The sequence below is a fragment of the Nonomuraea sp. NPDC047529 genome (assembly GCF_040642995.1).
Classification (GTDB): domain Bacteria; phylum Actinomycetota; class Actinomycetes; order Streptosporangiales; family Streptosporangiaceae; genus Nonomuraea.
Genome location: NZ_JBEYTJ010000039.1, coordinates 74947 through 91412, shown reverse-complemented (window position 1 = coordinate 91412; position 16466 = coordinate 74947). Strand labels below are relative to the sequence as shown.

At 69.7% G+C, this 16466-nt stretch carries 13 protein-coding genes; 9 read left to right on the top strand and 4 right to left on the bottom strand.

What is annotated here, in order from left to right; all coding sequences use genetic code 11:
- Positions 1–33: 33 nt before the first annotated feature.
- A complete protein-coding gene (locus ABZ815_RS41805) occupies positions 34–888 on the bottom strand; it encodes a PAC2 family protein (RefSeq protein ID WP_357706987.1) in 855 nt (284 codons plus the stop codon).
- 284 nt (positions 889–1172) lie between these two features.
- Here ABZ815_RS41805 and metH point away from each other — a divergent pair, with 284 nt between their 5' ends.
- The 8 genes from metH (at position 1173) to ABZ815_RS41765 (ending at position 12125) form a co-directional block, all read left to right on the top strand.
- On the top strand, positions 1173–4637 hold the full coding sequence (gene metH / locus ABZ815_RS41800) for a methionine synthase (RefSeq protein ID WP_357706985.1): 3465 nt from the start codon (positions 1173–1175) through the stop codon (positions 4635–4637).
- Between the two features lie 18 nt (positions 4638–4655).
- A complete protein-coding gene (locus ABZ815_RS41795) occupies positions 4656–5297 on the top strand; it encodes an HAD family phosphatase (protein WP_357706984.1) in 642 nt (213 codons plus the stop codon).
- Between the two features lie 85 nt (positions 5298–5382).
- Entirely contained in the window at positions 5383–5859 is a 477-nt protein-coding gene (locus ABZ815_RS41790) for a cellulose synthase (RefSeq protein ID WP_357706983.1), read from the top strand.
- Positions 5860–6133: 274 nt separating this feature from the next.
- Positions 6134–7132, top strand: coding sequence for an ABC transporter permease (locus tag ABZ815_RS41785; protein WP_357706982.1), 999 nt, complete (start codon positions 6134–6136; stop codon positions 7130–7132).
- 63 nt (positions 7133–7195) lie between these two features.
- A complete protein-coding gene (locus ABZ815_RS41780; RefSeq protein WP_357706980.1) occupies positions 7196–8965 on the top strand; it encodes an ABC transporter substrate-binding protein in 1770 nt (589 codons plus the stop codon).
- Between the two features lie 93 nt (positions 8966–9058).
- Complete coding sequence (locus tag ABZ815_RS41775) at positions 9059–10072, top strand: ABC transporter permease (protein WP_357706979.1); 1014 nt, start codon at positions 9059–9061, stop codon at positions 10070–10072.
- On the top strand, positions 10069–11097 hold the full coding sequence (locus tag ABZ815_RS41770) for an ABC transporter ATP-binding protein (protein WP_357706978.1): 1029 nt from the start codon (positions 10069–10071) through the stop codon (positions 11095–11097). The genes ABZ815_RS41775 and ABZ815_RS41770 overlap by 4 nt, the downstream gene beginning before the upstream one ends.
- Complete coding sequence (locus tag ABZ815_RS41765; protein ID WP_357706977.1) at positions 11094–12125, top strand: dipeptide ABC transporter ATP-binding protein; 1032 nt, start codon at positions 11094–11096, stop codon at positions 12123–12125. The genes ABZ815_RS41770 and ABZ815_RS41765 overlap by 4 nt, the downstream gene beginning before the upstream one ends.
- A 57-nt stretch (positions 12126–12182) precedes the next feature.
- On the opposite strand, the gene ABZ815_RS41760 is transcribed toward ABZ815_RS41765, so the two are convergent.
- From ABZ815_RS41760 to ABZ815_RS41750, 3 genes are all read right to left on the bottom strand, one after another.
- Entirely contained in the window at positions 12183–12866 is a 684-nt protein-coding gene (locus ABZ815_RS41760; RefSeq protein ID WP_357706976.1) for a response regulator transcription factor, read from the bottom strand.
- Positions 12863–14038 carry a sensor histidine kinase gene (locus tag ABZ815_RS41755; RefSeq protein ID WP_357706974.1) on the bottom strand — a complete coding sequence of 392 codons (1176 nt, stop codon included), beginning with the start codon at positions 14036–14038 and terminating at the stop codon, positions 12863–12865. The genes ABZ815_RS41760 and ABZ815_RS41755 overlap by 4 nt, the downstream gene beginning before the upstream one ends.
- A 72-nt stretch (positions 14039–14110) precedes the next feature.
- Positions 14111–14971 carry a RecB family exonuclease gene (locus tag ABZ815_RS41750; RefSeq protein ID WP_357706972.1) on the bottom strand — a complete coding sequence of 287 codons (861 nt, stop codon included), beginning with the start codon at positions 14969–14971 and terminating at the stop codon, positions 14111–14113.
- A gap of 116 nt (positions 14972–15087) precedes the next feature.
- On the opposite strand from ABZ815_RS41750, the gene ABZ815_RS41745 reads away from it, so the two are divergent.
- Positions 15088–16224, top strand: a complete 1137-nt coding sequence (locus ABZ815_RS41745) for a site-2 protease family protein (RefSeq protein WP_357706970.1) — start codon at positions 15088–15090, stop codon at positions 16222–16224.
- Positions 16225–16466: the final 242 nt, after the last annotated feature.

The window sequence follows — 16466 nt, the reverse complement described above, 5'->3', positions numbered from 1 at the left end:
CCCGACGCCTGCCCCGACAGGCGCGGTCGGAGGTCAGCCGTCGGTGTCGCGGTCGCGTCGCCGCAGGTAGCGCTCGAACTCGGCGGCGATCGCGTCTCCGCTGGCCTCGGGCAGCTCGGCGGCGTCCTTGCGCTCTTCCAGCTCCTTGACGTATTCGGCCACCTCGCTGTCCTGCGAGGCCAGCTCGTCGACGCCGCGCTCCCAGGCCCGCGCCTCCTCGTCGAGGTCGCCGAGCGGCATCGGGATCTCCAGCACGTCCTCCATGCGGCGCAGCAGCGCGAGGGTGGCCTTCGGGTTGGGCGGCTGGGCGACGTAGTGGGGCACCGAGGCCCACAGGGAGATCGCGTCGAGCCCGGCCTCGCCGAAGGCGTGCTGGAGCACGCCGACGATGCCGGTGGGGCCCTCGTAGCGGCTGAGCTCAAGGTTGGTCGAGCGGGCCAGCGCCTCGTCGGTGGCCCCGCCCAGGATCGGCACGGGACGGGTGTGCGGCGAGTCGTTGAGCAGCGCGCCCAGCATCACCGCCAGCTCGACGCCCAGCTCGTGGCAGACCTTGACGATGTCGGCGCAGAAGGAACGCCAGCGCATGTTGGGCTCGATGCCGCGCAGCAGCACGACGTCGCGCTCGCTGCCCGGCGGACGGGCGTGGAACAGCCGCGTCGTCGGCCACACGATGGACCGGGTGAGCCCGTCGCCCATCTCCACCACGGGACGGGTGACCTGGAAGTCGTAGTAGTCGTCGGGGTCGAGCGCGATCAGCGGCTCGGCCTTCCAGGACGACTCGAGATGGGCGATCACACCGCTGGAAGCCTCGCCCGCGTCGTTCCAGCCCTCGAACGCGGCAATGAGCACCGGGTCGACGAGCTCGGGCAGCCCTTCGAGCTCGATCACGTGTCGCCTCCTCTCTCCGTCATCGCGCTAAGCCTATGCGGTAAGCAGGCGTCGGCGTCACCGATCTCCCCGCGAACGCTCCGAGCCACCGGCCCACCCCTTTCGCCCAGCCCACCACGCGACTATCCCCCGTCCCGCAGCTCTCACCCCTCCCTTTCGTTCGCCCCTAGCGGATCATCCCAAAAGGGGCAGAACGGTCATGGGTGTCAGGGCCTTGTTGGACGCCACGTCAATTGACAGGCGGAAGAATAAGCGGTCGGGACGCACCCGATAAGCTCTACGGCATGAGCATCTCCCCGTCCTTCCGAGAAGTGTTGTCCCAGCGCGTGATCGTGGCCGACGGGGCTATGGGCACGATGCTCCAGGCGCAGGACCCGACGCTCGACGACTTCGAGGGTCACGAGGGGTGCAACGAGGTACTCAACGTCACCCGCCCCGACATCGTCCAGGGCGTGCACGACGCCTACTTCGCCGTCGGCGTCGACTGCGTCGAGACCAACACCTTCGGCGCCAACCTGGCCGCGCTCGGCGAGTACGACATCGGCGAGCGCGTCTTCGAGTACTCCGAGGCCGGCGCCCGCATCGCCCGCGAGCGGGCCGACCACTGGTCCACGCCCGACCAGCCGCGCTTCGTCCTCGGCTCGATGGGGCCCGGCACCAAGCTGCCGACCCTGGGCCACCTGCCCTACCGGAACCTGCGCGACGCCTACCGCGACAACGCGGCCGGCCTGATCGCGGGCGGCGCCGACGCGCTCATCATCGAGACCTGCCAGGACCTGCTCCAGGTCAAGGCCGCCGTCATCGGCGCCAAGCGGGCCGTCGAGGCCGCCGGCCGCGACGTCCCGATCATCGCCCAGGTGACGATCGAGACCAACGGCGCGATGCTGCTCGGCTCCGAGATCGGCGCCGCGCTCACCGCGATCGAGCCGCTCGGCGTCGACATCGTCGGGCTCAACTGCGCGACCGGCCCGGCCGAGATGAGCGAGCACCTGCGCTACCTCGCTCGCCACTCCCGGCTCAAGCTGTCGTGCATGCCCAACGCCGGCCTGCCGGTGCTCACCTCCGACGGCGCGTACTACCCGCTGTCGGCGCAGGAGCTGGCCGACGCGCACGAGACCTTCGCCCGCGACTACGGCCTGTCGCTGGTCGGCGGCTGCTGCGGCACCACCCCCGAGCACCTGCGCCAGGTGGTCGAGCGGGTGCGCGGCAAGGAGGTCGCCGCGCGCCGCCCCCACCCCGAGCCCGGCGCCTCCTCCCTCTACCAGACGGTCCCCTTCCGCCAGGACACCTCCTACCTGGCCATCGGCGAGCGCTGCAACACCAACGGCTCCAAGGCCTTCCGCGAGGCGATGCTGGAGGGCCGCTGGGACGACTGCGTGGAGACCGCCCGCGACCAGGCCCGCGACGGCGCCCACATGCTCGACCTGTGCGTCGACTACGTCGGCCGCGACGGCGTGGCCGACATGAAGGAGCTGGCGTTCCGCTTCGCCACCGCCTCCACGCTGCCGATCATGCTCGACTCCACCGAGCCCGCCGTGCTCCAGGCCGGCCTGGAGATGCTCGGCGGCCGCGCGGCCGTCAACTCCGTCAACTACGAGGACGGCGACGGCCCCGACTCCCGCTTCCAGAAGATCATGCGCCTGGTGCGCGAGCACGGCGCGGCGGTCGTCGCGCTGACCATCGACGAGGAGGGCCAGGCCCGCACCGCCGACTGGAAGGTGCGCGTGGCCAGCCGCCTCATCGAGGACCTGACCGGCAACTGGGGCATGCGCGTCGAGGACATCATCGTCGACTGCCTGACCTTCCCCATCGCCACCGGCCAGGAGGAGACCAGGCGCGACGGCCTGGAGACGATCGAGGCCATCCGCGAGCTCAAGCGCCGCTACCCGGGCGTGCAGACCACGCTGGGGCTGTCCAACATCAGCTTCGGCCTCAACCCGGCCGCCCGCATGGTGCTCAACTCGGTGTTCCTCAACGAGTGCGTCAACGCCGGCCTCGACTCGGCCATCGTGCACGCGTCCAAGATCCTGCCGATGGCCCGCATCCCCGACGAGCAGCGCCAGGTCGCGCTCGACATGGTCTACGACCGCCGCCGCGAGGGCTACGACCCGCTGCAGCGCTTCATGGACCTGTTCGAGGGCGTCGACGCCGCGGCCATGCGCGCCGGCAAGGCCGAGGAACTGGCCGCGCTGCCGCTGTGGGAGCGCCTCAAGCGGCGCATCATCGACGGCGAGCGCAAGGGCCTGGAGGCCGACCTCGACGACGCGCTCAGCCAGCGGCCCGCGCTGGAGATCATCAACGAGGTGCTGCTCGACGGCATGAAGACGGTCGGCGAGCTGTTCGGCTCCGGCCAGATGCAGCTGCCGTTCGTGCTGCAGTCGGCCGAGGTGATGAAGGCCGCCGTGGCCTACCTCGAGCCGCACATGGACCGCGTCGACGGCGAGACCAAGGGCCGCATCGTGCTGGCCACGGTCAAGGGCGACGTGCACGACATCGGCAAGAACCTCGTGGACATCATCCTGTCCAACAACGGCTACCAGGTGGTCAACCTCGGCATCAAGCAGCCGGTCTCGGCCATCCTGGAGGCCGCCGACGAGCAGAAGGCCGACGTGATCGGCATGTCCGGCCTGCTGGTGAAGTCGACGGTCATCATGAAGGAGAACCTGGAGGAGATGAACTCCAGGGGCCTGTCGGAGAGGTACCCGGTGCTGCTCGGCGGCGCCGCCCTCACCCGCGCCTACGTCGAGCAGGACCTCGCCGAGCTGTTCGAGGGCGAGGTGCGCTACGCCCGCGACGCGTTCGAGGGGCTGCGGCTGATGGACTCGTTCATGGCCGTCAAGCGGGGCGTCGTGGGCGCCACGCTGCCGCCGCTGCGCGAGCGGCGCGTCAAGACCGGCGCGGTGCTGCAGCGCACCCCGGTCGAGGCGCTGCCCGCCCGCTCCGACGTGGCCGCCGACAACCCGGTGCCCGCGGCGCCCTTCCACGGCGACCGCGTGGTGAAGGGCATCTCGCTGGCCGAGTACGCGGCCTTCCTCGACGAGCGCGCCCTGTTCCTGGGCCAGTGGGGCCTCAAGCCCACCAGGGGCGGCGACGGGCCCGGCTACGAGGAGCTGGTCGAGACCGAGGGCCGGCCCAGGCTGCGCATGTGGCTGGAGCGCATGCAGACCGAGGGCCTGCTGGAGGCGGCCGTCGTCTACGGCTACTTCCCGTGCGTCAGCGACGGCGACTCGCTGATCATCCTGGGCGACGACGGCAACGAGCGCACCCGCTTCACCTTCCCGCGCCAGCGCCGCGACCGGCACCTGTGCCTGGCCGACTTCTTCCGGGGCAAGGACTCCGGCGAGGTCGACGTGGTCGGCTTCCAGGTGGCCACCATGGGCGCCAAGATCTCCCAGGCCACCGCCGAGCTGTTCGCGAAGGACGCCTACCGCGACTACCTGGAGCTCCACGGACTGTCGGTGCAGCTCACCGAGGCGCTGGCCGAATACTGGCACGCCCGGGTGCGCGCGGAGTGGGGCATCGGCGGCCAGGAGACGCTCGACGACATGCTCAAGGTCAACATCCAGGGCTGCCGCTACTCCTTCGGCTACCCGGCCTGCCCCAACCTGGAGGACCAGCGGCAGCTGTTCGAGCTGCTCGACCCCGGGCGCATCGGCGTCAGCCTGTCGGAGGAGTTCCAGCTCCACCCCGAGCAGGCCACCTCGGCGCTGGTCGCCCATCACCCCGAGGCCAAGTACTTCAACGTCTAGATCCGGGGGGAACAACCCGTGGAAGCGGTCTTCTTTGACATGGACGGCCTGCTCGTCGACAGCGAGAAGGTCTGGCTGGAGATCGAGACCAGGGTCATGGCCCGGCTCGGCGCCGAATGGACGCCACAGCACCAGGCCCACCTGGTGGGCGGTTCCATGGAGCGCACGCTCGACTACATGCTGGGCGTCTCCGGCGCCGACGTGCCGGCGTCGACGGTGCAGGAGTGGATGGTCTCCGGCATGGTCGAGCGCCTGGCGGAGGGCGTCGGGGTCATGCCGGGGGCCGCGGAGCTGCTGGAGGCCCTGCGTGACGAGGGGGTGCCGGTCGGCCTGGTCACCTCCTCGATGAGGGAGATCGCCGAGGCCGTGCTCAAGGGCTTCGGCAGAGACCGCTTCGACGTCGTCGTCACCGCCGCCGACGTCGAGCGGACCAAGCCCGACCCCGAGCCGTACCTCAAGGCCGCCCGGCTGCTCGGCGTCGAGCCGGTGCGCTGCGTCGTGCTGGAGGACTCACCCAACGGCGTGGCGGCCGCCACGGCGGCGGGCTGCGCCGTCGTGGCCGTCCCGAACCTGCTGCCCGTCGAGCCGGCCCCCGGCCGCCTGGTGGTCTCCTCGCTGGCCGAGGTCGGGGTCGCCGATCTGCGCGCGTTGATCCCCTAGGGGGCGTCTGGTCCTCGCGGAGGAGGGGCCGCCCGTGTTTCGCGTGCCAGGATGGAAGGCGTAGTCGAGACGAGGGGCGGCCTCAATGTTCAATCAGATCGCCTGGTTGCCGCTGTGCGCCGGGGTGACGGCGGTAGGGCTGGTGCTGAGCTTCCTGGCCTTCAGGCGCAGGGGAGCGGCCGCGGGGATGCGGCTGGCGGCCTGGTCGCTGCTGCCGGTGGCGGCCTACCTGACCGGCGCGCTCAGCGCGCTGTGGACGATCGGGGCGACCGCGGTGGGGTTCGTCACCGGGCTGGTGCTCAACCCGATGGTGTGGGCCGGCGTGGCCGTGGCGGGTCTGGCCGCCGTGCTGTTCGTCGTCTCCGGGTTCATGCGCGGCCGCAGGCTGTCCGTGGGCCGGAAGAAGAAGGCGGCCCCCGAGCCGGGCGGGCAGCCGGACGGGAAGCCGTCGGTTCAGCCCGTAGCGAACAAGCCGCAGCCGTCGGTGACCCCCAAGACGCCCAAGAGCGACGATGACTTCTCCGATATCGAGGCTCTGCTGAAGCGCCGCGGCATCAGCTGATTTCGGACGGAATCGGTCGTGGATCGGCACTGTCACAGTTCCGAGACCCAACCGGGATGGGCTGTAGACATTCTCATCAAGATCGATACGAATAAGTTTCGCGTCAATCACAGTTGAGCCACATCGAGCGCTGAGGGACTGGTCATACCAGCTCAGGCCATAGATTCTGCCTCCTGGGGCCGCGACTGCGCGGACTCGCCTTGCACGGGCGCACTACCCTGACCGGGTCGCGCCGACACGGACGACGTCGTCTGGAATCCAGGGGGCCACTGGCATGACCGCACCGCTCGATGTTCCTGGCTCGGCCGTCGAGGCCGGGCCGGAGACCGTTCTTGAGGGGGCGGAGTCTTCAGTCATCCGGGGGCGTTCCCTCGGGCAGATCGCCTGGATGCGCCTCAAGCGCGACCGCATCGCGATGATCGGCGGCATCGTCATCGTCCTGCTGATCCTCGTGGCGATCTTCGCGCCGCTGCTGGTGTCGTGGTTCGGTCACGACCCGGCCGAATGGCACCGGGAGAAGATCGACCCGGCGATCCAGGCTCCGATCGGCGCCTTCGGCGGCATGAGCTGGGACTTCCTGTTCGGTGTCGAGCCCACCACGGGCCGCGACCTGTTCAGCCGGATCCTGTACGGCGCCCGCATCTCCCTGCTGATCGCGTTCTTCGCGACTCTGCTGTGCGTGGTGCTCGGCACGGTGATGGGGATGATCGCCGGCTTCTTCGGCGGCTGGGTCGACACCGTCATCTCCCGTCTCATGGACATCTTCCTCGCCTTCCCGCTGCTGGTGTTCGCGCTGGCGCTGGCGGGCGTCATTCCCGACAAGGCGTTCGGCATGTCGGGCGACACCCTCAGGATCAGCCTGCTGGTCTTCATCATCGGCTTCTTCAACTGGCCCTACATCGGGCGCATCATCCGAGGCCAGACGCTCTCCCTGCGCGAGCGGGAGTTCGTCGACGCCTCAAGAAGCCTGGGCGCGCGCAGCCACACGATCCTGTTCAAGGAGATCCTGCCCAACCTGCTCGCGCCGATCCTCGTGTACTCGACGCTGCTGATCCCGTCGAACATCCTGTTCGAGGCCGCACTCTCCTTCCTCGGCGTGGGCGTGCGGCCGCCGACCCCCACGTGGGGAGGCATGCTGGCTGAGGCGGTCCACAACTACGACGTGGCGCCCAACTTCATGATCTTCCCCGGCCTCGCGATCTTCATCACCGTGCTGGCGTTCAACCTGCTCGGTGACGGCCTCAGGGACGCGTTCGATCCCAAGGCCCGATAAGGCCTCGTGAGTAGTTATCCGCAAGTTCTCTCAACTCCTAGATTCAAGGGGTGTGTCAGGTCGATGAAGATGAGATCTAAGGCGTCGGCGATCGCGGTGACCGCCGCTCTCGCCGTGGTCGTCTCCGCGTGTGGCGGCGGCGGTGGCGGCAGCAAGAACACCAGCGGTTCGGGCAGCGACGACAAGCCGTCCAGCAAGTACAACGCGGGCGTGACGGCGGTCATCAACCCGTCGGAGAAGGCCGGCGGCACGCTCCACATGGGCATGCCCGGCGACTTCGACTCGGTCGACCCGGGCGACATGTACTACGGCTACGCCTGGAACTTCGCCCGCCTCTACACGCGTGCGCTGACCATGTTCAAGCCGGTCCCCGGCGAGGAGGGCCTGCAGCTCGTCGGCGACCTGGCCGAGGGCCTGGGCACGCCGAGCGACGGCGGCAAGACCTGGACGTACAAGCTGCGCAAGGGCGTCAAGTTCGAGGACGGCACCCCGGTGACCGCCAAGGACGTCAAGTACGGCGTGGCGCGCTCGCTGGACAAGGACATCCTGCCCAGCGGCCCGACGTACTTCAACGACTGGCTCGACCTCGGCGGCTACACCGGCCCGTACAAGATGAAGGGCAAGCTCGACGACCTCAAGGCGATCGAGACGCCCGACGACCAGACGATCGTCTTCCACCTGAAGAAGGCGTACGGCGGTTTCGACTACTTCGCCATGCTCCCGCAGACGGCCCCCGTGCCCGAGGCCAAGGACACCGGCTCGAAGTACAAGGAGCACCCGGTCGCGACCGGCCCGTACATGTTCAAGGCGCACGAGCTCACCAAGCGCATCGAGCTCGTCAAGAACCCGAACTGGGACGCGGCGACCGACCCCAACCGCAAGCAGCTCAACGACTCCATCGAGGTGCTGCTCGGCCAGAACGAGGACGACCTCGACCAGCGCCTGCTCTCCGGCAAGATCGACGTCAAGGTCAACAGCACCGGTGTGGCGGCCAACGCCCGCAAGACGGTCCTGACGGACGAGAAGGTCAAGCAGTACGCCGACTCGGCCCCGATCGACCGCACCTGGTTCACCAACATCAACGGTGACGTGCCGCCGTTCGACAACATCCACTGCCGCAAGGCCGTGCAGTACGCGACCGACCGCTCGGCCATCCAGGGCGCCTACGGCGGCCCGGACGCCGGTGGCGACGTGGCACTCAGCCTCATGCCGGCCAAGATGACCGGCTACCAGAAGATCGACCCCTACGGCGTCGAGGCCAACCCGACCGGTGACGTCGCCAAGGCCAAGGAGGAGCTGGCGGCCTGTGGCCAGCCCAACGGCTTCAGCACCACCATCTCCTTCCGCAACGAGCGCTCCGCCGAGAAGCAGACCGCCGAGGCGCTGCAGCAGTCGCTCGGCCGCGTGGGCATCAAGCTGGAGCTCAAGGGCTTCCCGCAGGGTGACTACTTCAAGCTCTACGCCGGCAAGCCCGACTTCGCCAAGAAGAACGGCCTGGGCCTCATGGTCTACGGCTGGGGCGCCGACTACCCCGAGGGCTTCGGCTTCTTCCAGCAGATCGTCGACAGCCGGGTCATCCGTCCCGCCGGTAACACCAACCTCGGCGTGAAGGACCCCAAGATCGACGAGCTGATCGACCAGGCCGCGGGCGAGACCGACGCGACCAAGCGCAACGCCATCTGGGCCGCGGTCGACAAGGAAGTCATGGAGTCGTCGTACATCCTTCCCTACGTCTGGGCGCACGGCCTGTTCTACCGGCCGCCGCAGCTGAAGAACGTCTTCGTCTCCCAGAACTGGGGCATGTACGAGTTCCTCACGCTGAGCACCCAGTAGCAACGGCGCATACTGCCGGAACGTCACGTACCGAAAGCAGGTGAAGGCTTCGGCGGCCGGGCCCACAAGGCCCGGCCGCCATGGCCGAGATCAGTGTTCACATACATTCTCAGACGGTTGATAGCGGCCGTCATGCTGCTCTTCGTGGTGAGCATCGCGACGTTCGCCATCTTCTTCCTCGTGCCTCGGCTCGCTGGGATGTCCGCTGACGACCTGGCCTCCCGGTACGTGGGCAAGGCGGCCAACGCCGAGGTGATCCACGACACGGCTGTGCGCCTCGGCTTCTACGACCCGATCATGGTCCAGTACGGACGTTTCGTGCAGGGCATCTTCGTCGGCGTCGACCGCAACTACGGCCCCGGCATCGAGCACTGCCCGGCGCCCTGCTTCGGCTACAGCTACGTCAGCCAGAACCCGGTCCTGCCCGACCTGCTCAACCGCCTGCCGATCACGTTGTCGCTGGCGCTCGGCGCGGCCGTGGTGTGGGTCATCTTCGGCGTGGCCACCGGGGTGCTGTCGGCGCTGCGCCGCGGCAGTTTCTTCGACCGCCTGTCCATGGGCATCGCGCTGGCCGGCGTCTCGCTGCCGATCTTCTTCACCGGCATCGTCTCCCTGGCCATCTTCCGCGACCAGCTCGGACTGGTGGGCGACGTGGCCGACTGGGTGCCGATCAGCGAAGACCCGCTCACCTGGGCCAACAACCTCATGCTGCCCTGGGTGACGCTCGCCTTCCTGTACGCCGCCGGCTACGCCCGGCTCACCCGGGCGGGCATGCTGGAGACCATGTCGGAGGACTACATCCGCACGGCCAGGGCCAAGGGCCTGGCGGAGCGGAAGGTGGTGCTCAAACACGGGCTGCGGGCCACGCTCACCCCCGTGCTCACCATGTTCGGCCTCGACCTGGGGCTGCTGCTCGGCGGCGCCGTCCTGACCGAGAGCACCTTCTCGCTGCCCGGCATCGGCAAGTACGCCGTCGACGCCATCAGCAACAACGACCTTCCCCAGGTGATGGGCGTCACGATCGTCGCGGCGGCCTTCATCATCCTGGCCAACCTGATCGTCGACCTGCTCTACGCGGTCGTTGACCCGAGAGTGAGGCTGGCGTGAGTCCCTTTCTCGACGTCAAGGACCTGAAGATCCACTTCCCGACCGACGACGGCCTGGTCAGGTCCGTCGACGGTCTGACCTTCAGCCTCGAACGCGGCAAGACGCTCGGCATCGTCGGCGAGTCCGGCTCGGGCAAGTCGGTGACCAGCCTCGGCATCCTCGGCCTGCACAAGGGCAAGGGCGCCAACGTCTCGGGCGAGATCTGGCTCGACGGCGAGGAGCTCGTCGGCGCCTCGCAGGAGCACGTGCGCGGGCTGCGCGGCAAGAAGATGGCGATGATCTTCCAGGACCCGCTGTCGGCGATGCACCCGTTCTACACGGTCGGCGACCAGATCATCGAGGCGTACCGGATCCACCACAAGGTCTCCAAGGCCGTCGCCAAGAAGCACGCCGTCGACATGCTGGGCCGCGTGGGCATCCCCGAGCCGCACAGCCGTGTCGACTCCTACCCGCACGAGTTCTCCGGCGGCATGCGCCAGCGCGCGATGATCGCCATGGCGCTGTCGTGCGACCCCGAACTGCTCATCGCCGACGAGCCGACCACCGCGCTCGACGTGACCGTGCAGGCCCAGATCCTCGACCTCATGGTCGACTTGCAGCGCGAGTTCAACTCCGCGCTGATCATCATCACCCACGACCTGGGCGTGGTGGCCGAGCTGTCCGACGACATCCTGGTCATGTACGGCGGCAAGTGCATCGAGTACGGCACCGCCGACGACATCTTCTACCGTCCCGAGCACCCCTACACATGGGGTCTACTGGGATCGATGCCCCGCCTCGACCGCGAGCCCACCGAACGGCTGCTGCCGATCAAGGGCTCGCCGCCGTCCCTCATCAACGTGCCTCCGGGCTGCGCCTTCCACCCCCGCTGTCCCTACGCCGAGCGCACCGGGGACAAGGCCAGGAGCGAGGTGCCCGGCCTGATCGAGACCGAGGGCGGCCACCTGGTGCGCTGCCACATGAGCAGGACGGAGCGGCGGGAGCTGTGGGAGAACGAGATCAAGCCAGTGCTGGAGAGCCAGTGAGCGAGACGGTGACCGCGAACGAGCCGCTTCTTTCCGTCCAAGGGCTGGAGAAGCACTTCCCGGTGACGAAGGGCCTGCTCAAGCGGCAGGTCGGCGCCGTCAAGGCGGTCGACGGGGTCAGCTTCGACGTCTTCAAGGGCGAGACGCTCGGCCTGGTGGGGGAGTCCGGCTGCGGCAAGTCCACCACCGGCCGCCTGGTCACCAGGCTGCTGGAGCCGACCGGCGGCAAGATCGTCTTTGAGGGCCAGGACATCACGCACATGGGGCAGGGCAGGCTCAGGCCGCTCCGCCGCGACATGCAGATGATCTTCCAGGACCCGTTCTCGTCGCTGAACCCCCGCCACACCGTCGGCACGATCGTCGGCGCGCCGTTCCGCATCCAGGGCGTGCAGACCGAGAACGGCGTCAAGAAGGCGGTCCAGGACATCCTCGCCCTGGTCGGCCTCAACCCCGAGCACTACAACCGCTATCCGCACGAGTTCTCCGGCGGCCAGCGGCAGCGCATCGGCATCGCCCGCACGCTCGCGCTCAAGCCCAAGCTCATCATCGCCGACGAGCCGGTCTCCGCGCTCGACGTGTCCATCCAGGCCCAGGTCGTCAACCTGCTGGAGGACCTGCAGAACGAGCTCGACCTGACCTACGTCGTGATCGCCCACGACCTGTCGGTGGTGCGCCACATCAGCGACCGGGTCGCGGTCATGTACCTGGGCAAGATCGTCGAGATCGCCGACCGCAAGAGCCTCTACAGCTCGCCGATGCACCCCTACACCAACGCCCTGCTGTCGGCCGTGCCCGTGCCCGACCCCAAGGCGCGCAAGGAACGCGAGCGCATCAGGCTCACCGGCGACGTGCCCAGCCCGCTCAACCCGCCGCCCGCCTGCCGCTTCCACACCCGCTGCTGGAAGGCGCAGGAGATCTGCAAGACGGTCGAGCCGCCCCTGGAGACCATGGCCGGCGGCCACCGCGTGGCCTGCCACTTCCCGGAGAACGCGCCCGCCGCCGCGACCGCCGCGGCGACCCAGGCCTGACCGCCTGACGGGGGCCCCACCGCCCCTGGCCGCCGCCCTCCTGCCGGGGCGGCGGCCTCAGGACAGCGCGCCGGGCGTGATCAGCCCGGTCTCGTACGCCAGGACCACGGCCTGCACCCGGTCGCGCAGCCCCAGCTTGGTCAGCACGTTGCCCACGTGCGTCTTGACCGTCGTCTCGCTCACCACGAGCTTGGCCGCGATCTCCGCGTTGGACATGCCCTTGGCGATCAGCCGCAGCACCTCCAGCTCCCGCTCGGTCAGCCGGTCGAGCCGGGCGGGCGTGGCCTGCTCGTAGGCCGAGGGCAGCCGCCTGGAGAACCGGTCGAGCAGCCGCCTGGTCACGCTCGGCGCCACGATCGCGTCGCCGGCCGCCACCACCCGGATCGCCTGCACCAGCTCGTCGGGCGGCACGTCCTTCAGCAGGAACCCCGACGCCCCCGACCGCAGCGCCTCCACGATGTACTCGTCGAGGTCGAACGTGGTCAGCACCAGCACCTTCGGCACGTGCGCCGTCGGCGCGGCCTCCCGCACGATCCTGCGGGTCGCCTCGATGCCGTCGACGCCCGGCATGCGGATGTCCATGAGCACCACGTCGGGCAGCAGCGCCCTGGTCTGCTCCATCGCGGCCTTGCCGTCGCCGGCCTGGCCGACCACGGTGATGTCGGACTCGGCCTCCAAGATCAGCCGGAATCCCGTGCGCAGCAGCGGCTGGTCGTCCACCAGCAGCACTCTGATCGTCATTGGCCGTCCTTCAACGGGAAGCTCGCCCGCACCTCGAAACCGCCCCCCGGTCGCGGACCGATGTTCAGAATTCCACCATAGAGTGCGACCCGCTCGCGAATGCCGACCAGTCCGTGGCCCGGCCGGTCGGTCGCCGGTGCGGTGCCCATGCCGTCGTCCTCGACGCGTACGTCCAGGCCGGTGGGGGCGTGGCGGACGGTGACCACCGCCTCGGCCCCGGCCCCCGCGTGCCGCAGGCTGTTCGTCAGCCCCTCCTGGACCAGCCGGTAGGCGGCCAGGTCGACCCCGGCGGGCAGCGGCCGAGGCTCGCCCTCCACGCGCAGCAGCGTGGGCAGCCCCGCCTCGCGCATCTGCTCCACCAGCCCGGGCAGGTCGCCCACGCCCGGCTGCGGCCCCAGCTCGGCCCGCGCGTCGGTACGCAGCACGCCCACGATGTTGCGCATCTCCGTCATCGCCAGCCGCCCGGTGTTCTCGATCGCCGACAGCGCCTCCCGCGCCAGGTCGGGATCGGCGGAAAGCACCCGCCGCGCCGCGGCCGCCTGCACCGTCATCACGCTCACGTGGTGGGCTACCACGTCGTGCAGCTCGCGGGCGATGCGCGAACGCTCCTCGGCCCGCGCGGCCCGCGTGTCGGCCGCGTGGGCCCGCTCCAGCCTGGACGCCCGGTCGCGCAGCTCCTCCAGGTACGCCCGCCGCAGCCGCAGGCTCCTGCCCGCCCCCCAGACCGCCAGCAGCACCACGATCGCCACCACGTGCTCACTCGGGCCCGGCAGCGTGACCGGCCCGGCCAGCGCCCCCACCGTGTACGTCAGCAGCGAGACCAGCAGACCGCCCAGCGCCACCGCCAGCCCCCGGTTGGAGGCCACCGAGTACAGCAGCACCAGCCCCGACACCCCCGACGCGCCGGCGCCGTAACCCAGGGAGGTCAGCAGCGTCTCGGGCACCAGGCCCGCGCACAGCGCCGCCAGCGGCCAGCGCCTGCGCACCGCGATCGGCGCGGCGGCCAGCACCAGCAGCGCCGCCCCGAGCCCGTCGGGCGCGCGCATGCCCTCGGGCGCCAGCTCCGGCGGCTGCAGGCGCTCGGGCCCGTAGAGGAGGAAGAGCGTCACCGAGGCCGCGGCCACCACCACGGCCAGGGCCGTGTCGTGGAACAGGGGTCGGTCGATCCGCACCGCTTCACTGTAGGCCCAGGTGAGAGCCTGGAACTCCTCCCTCGGGAGGATAAGGGGCGGCCTGTCGGAGGGCTACAGCTCGTCGGTGGCCGCGCGCCGGTTGCTGCGCACGGTGTCGCCCGGCTGACGGTCGGGCACCGGCGGCGGGGTGCCGCCGAACTCGGGGCACAGCGCCTGATGGTCGCACCAGTCGCACAACTTGCTGCGGCGCGCCCGCCACTCGCCGGTCTCCAGCGCCCGCTCGATCGCCGTCCACAGCGCCATGACCTTGCGCTCGGTGGCCAGCAGGTCGGCCTCGTCGGGGGCGTAGCGCAGCACCTCGCCGCGCCCGCCCAGGTAGACCAGCTGCAGCAGCCGGGGCACCTCCCCGCGCAGCCGCCACAGCACCAGCGCGTAGAACTTCATCTGGAACAGCGCCTTGGCCTCGAAGTCGGGGCCGGGCGCGCTGCCCGTCTTGTAGTCGACCACCCGGACCTCGCCGGTGGGCGCCACGTCGAGCCGGTCGACGTAGCCCCGCAGCATCAGGCCGCCCTCCAGCACCGCCTGCACGTAGAGCTCGCGCTCGGCCGGCTCCAGCCGGGTCGGGTCCTCCAGGGTGAAGTAGCGCTCCAGCATCGCCCGCGCCTGCGCCAGCCACTCGGCCTGCTCGGCGTCGTCGGCGAACATGCGCGCATATTGCTCGTCGTCCTCCAGCAGCCGCTGCCACTGCGGCTCCAGCAGCTCCAGCGCCGCCTGCACCGAGCGGCGCGGCGCCGGCAGGTCGTAGAGCCGCTCCAGCACGGCGTGCACCACGGTGCCGCGCACGGCCGCGGGGGAGGGTTTCTCGGGCAGCTGGTCGATGACCCGGAACCGGTAGAGCAGGGGACAGGTCATGAAATCGCCTGCCCGGGACGGGGAGAGAGCTCCGATGATCACCGGTTCGGTCAACGTCATGCACCGCACTCTAGGTCAAGAGCCCGACAGAATAACCCTCGCCGGGACGAGGAACACGTGATCGGGCGCGTAGCATCGAGGCAGCAACAGCACGTAATGGACGTACGAGGAGTGCGGTGAGCGAGCAGAGCCCGCGTCAGGAGTTCCCCGGCCTTCGGATGGGGCGTCCCTTCGGCATCCCGGTGTACGTCTCCTGGACGTGGTTCATCGTCGCCGGCTTCATCACCGTCATGTTCGGCCCCCGCATGCGCGACATGCTGCCCGAGCTGGACAGCACCGTCGCCTACGCGGTGGCCTTCGTCTTCGCCGTGCTGCTCTACGTCTCGGTGCTGCTGCACGAGCTGGCCCACAGCGTGCTGGCCAAGATGTTCGGCCTGCCGGTGCGCCGGATCACCCTCTACTTCCTCGGCGGCGTGTCCGAGATCGAGAAGGAGCCGCCCACGCCGGGCAAGGAGTTCCTGGTCGCCGCCGCCGGGCCTGGGCTGTCGCTGGGACTGGCGGGCCTGGGCCTGCTCGCCGACACGTACCTGATCAACGACGGCGGCATCGCCGAGGTGCTCATCTGGCAGTTGTGGGTGGCCAACCTCATCGTCGGCGTGTTCAACCTGCTGCCCGGCCTGCCCCTCGACGGCGGCCGCATGCTGCGCGCGGGCGTCTGGAAGCTGACGAAGAACCCCGGCTCCGGCACGGTCGTGGCCGCCTGGGGCGGGCGCGTGCTGGCCGTGCTCCTGGTCGTCCTGCCGTTCGCGACGTCGATGACGAGCGGGCAGGGGTTCGACCCGGTCGAGCTGCTGTGGCCGGTGGTGCTGGCCTCCTTCATCTGGATGGGCGCCACCCAGTCGCTGCGCGTGGCCCGCATCCGCGCCCGCATCCCGCAGGTCAACGCGCGGGCGCTGGCCCGCAGGGCGATCCCGGTGGCGGGCGAGACGCCGCTGGCCGAGGCGCTGCGGCAGGCCACCGAGCAGCGCGCGGGCGCCCTGGTCGTGGTCGACCACGACGGACGGCCGGTCGCCATCGTCAACGAGGCGGCCGTCCAGGCCACCCCCGAGCACCGGCGGCCGTGGGTCGACGTGGCCTCGCTGGCCAAGGCGATCGAACCCACCATGGTGCTCGCCGCCGACCTGACCGGCGAACCGCTCATCGACGCCATGCGCTCGGCCCCCGCCGGCGAGTACCTGCTGGTGGAGCACGGCGGCGAGATCTACGGCGTGCTCGCCACCGCCGACGTCAACCGCGTCTTCACCGGGGTCTGACATGCCCCGCCTGTTTGCGGCTAAGGTCTTGTCCGGCCACTTCCCGTAGCCCGGCGATTTCGATGCCAGGACGGCAGGCCGATAGTCTTCTGTTTGGCCGAACTTGCACAGTTGACGGGTTGGTCGTGGTCCACCGGTTCACCGAATCGAGACGCCTGGGCCGCGACACGGGCACGTCGCCTGGGTATGCGTATGGCTGGTGGCCGGCACGGCAGTGCGGGTGCCGTAATATCGCCGGCTTC

Bases quoted from the DNA above. Each gene is read 5' to 3' on its own strand.
- ABZ815_RS41780 (WP_357706980.1), top strand. From the start codon at position 7,196: ATGAAGATGAGATCTAAGGCGTCGGCGATCGCGGTGACCGCCGCTCTC.
- ABZ815_RS41750 (WP_357706972.1), bottom strand. From the start codon at position 14,971: ATGACGTTGACCGAACCGGTGATCATCGGAGCTCTCTCCCCGTCCCGG.
- metH (WP_357706985.1), top strand. From the start codon at position 1,173: ATGAGCATCTCCCCGTCCTTCCGAGAAGTGTTGTCCCAGCGCGTGATC.
- ABZ815_RS41790 (WP_357706983.1), top strand. From the start codon at position 5,383: ATGTTCAATCAGATCGCCTGGTTGCCGCTGTGCGCCGGGGTGACGGCG.
- ABZ815_RS41760 (WP_357706976.1), bottom strand. From the start codon at position 12,866: ATGACGATCAGAGTGCTGCTGGTGGACGACCAGCCGCTGCTGCGCACG.
- ABZ815_RS41785 (WP_357706982.1), top strand. From the start codon at position 6,134: ATGACCGCACCGCTCGATGTTCCTGGCTCGGCCGTCGAGGCCGGGCCG.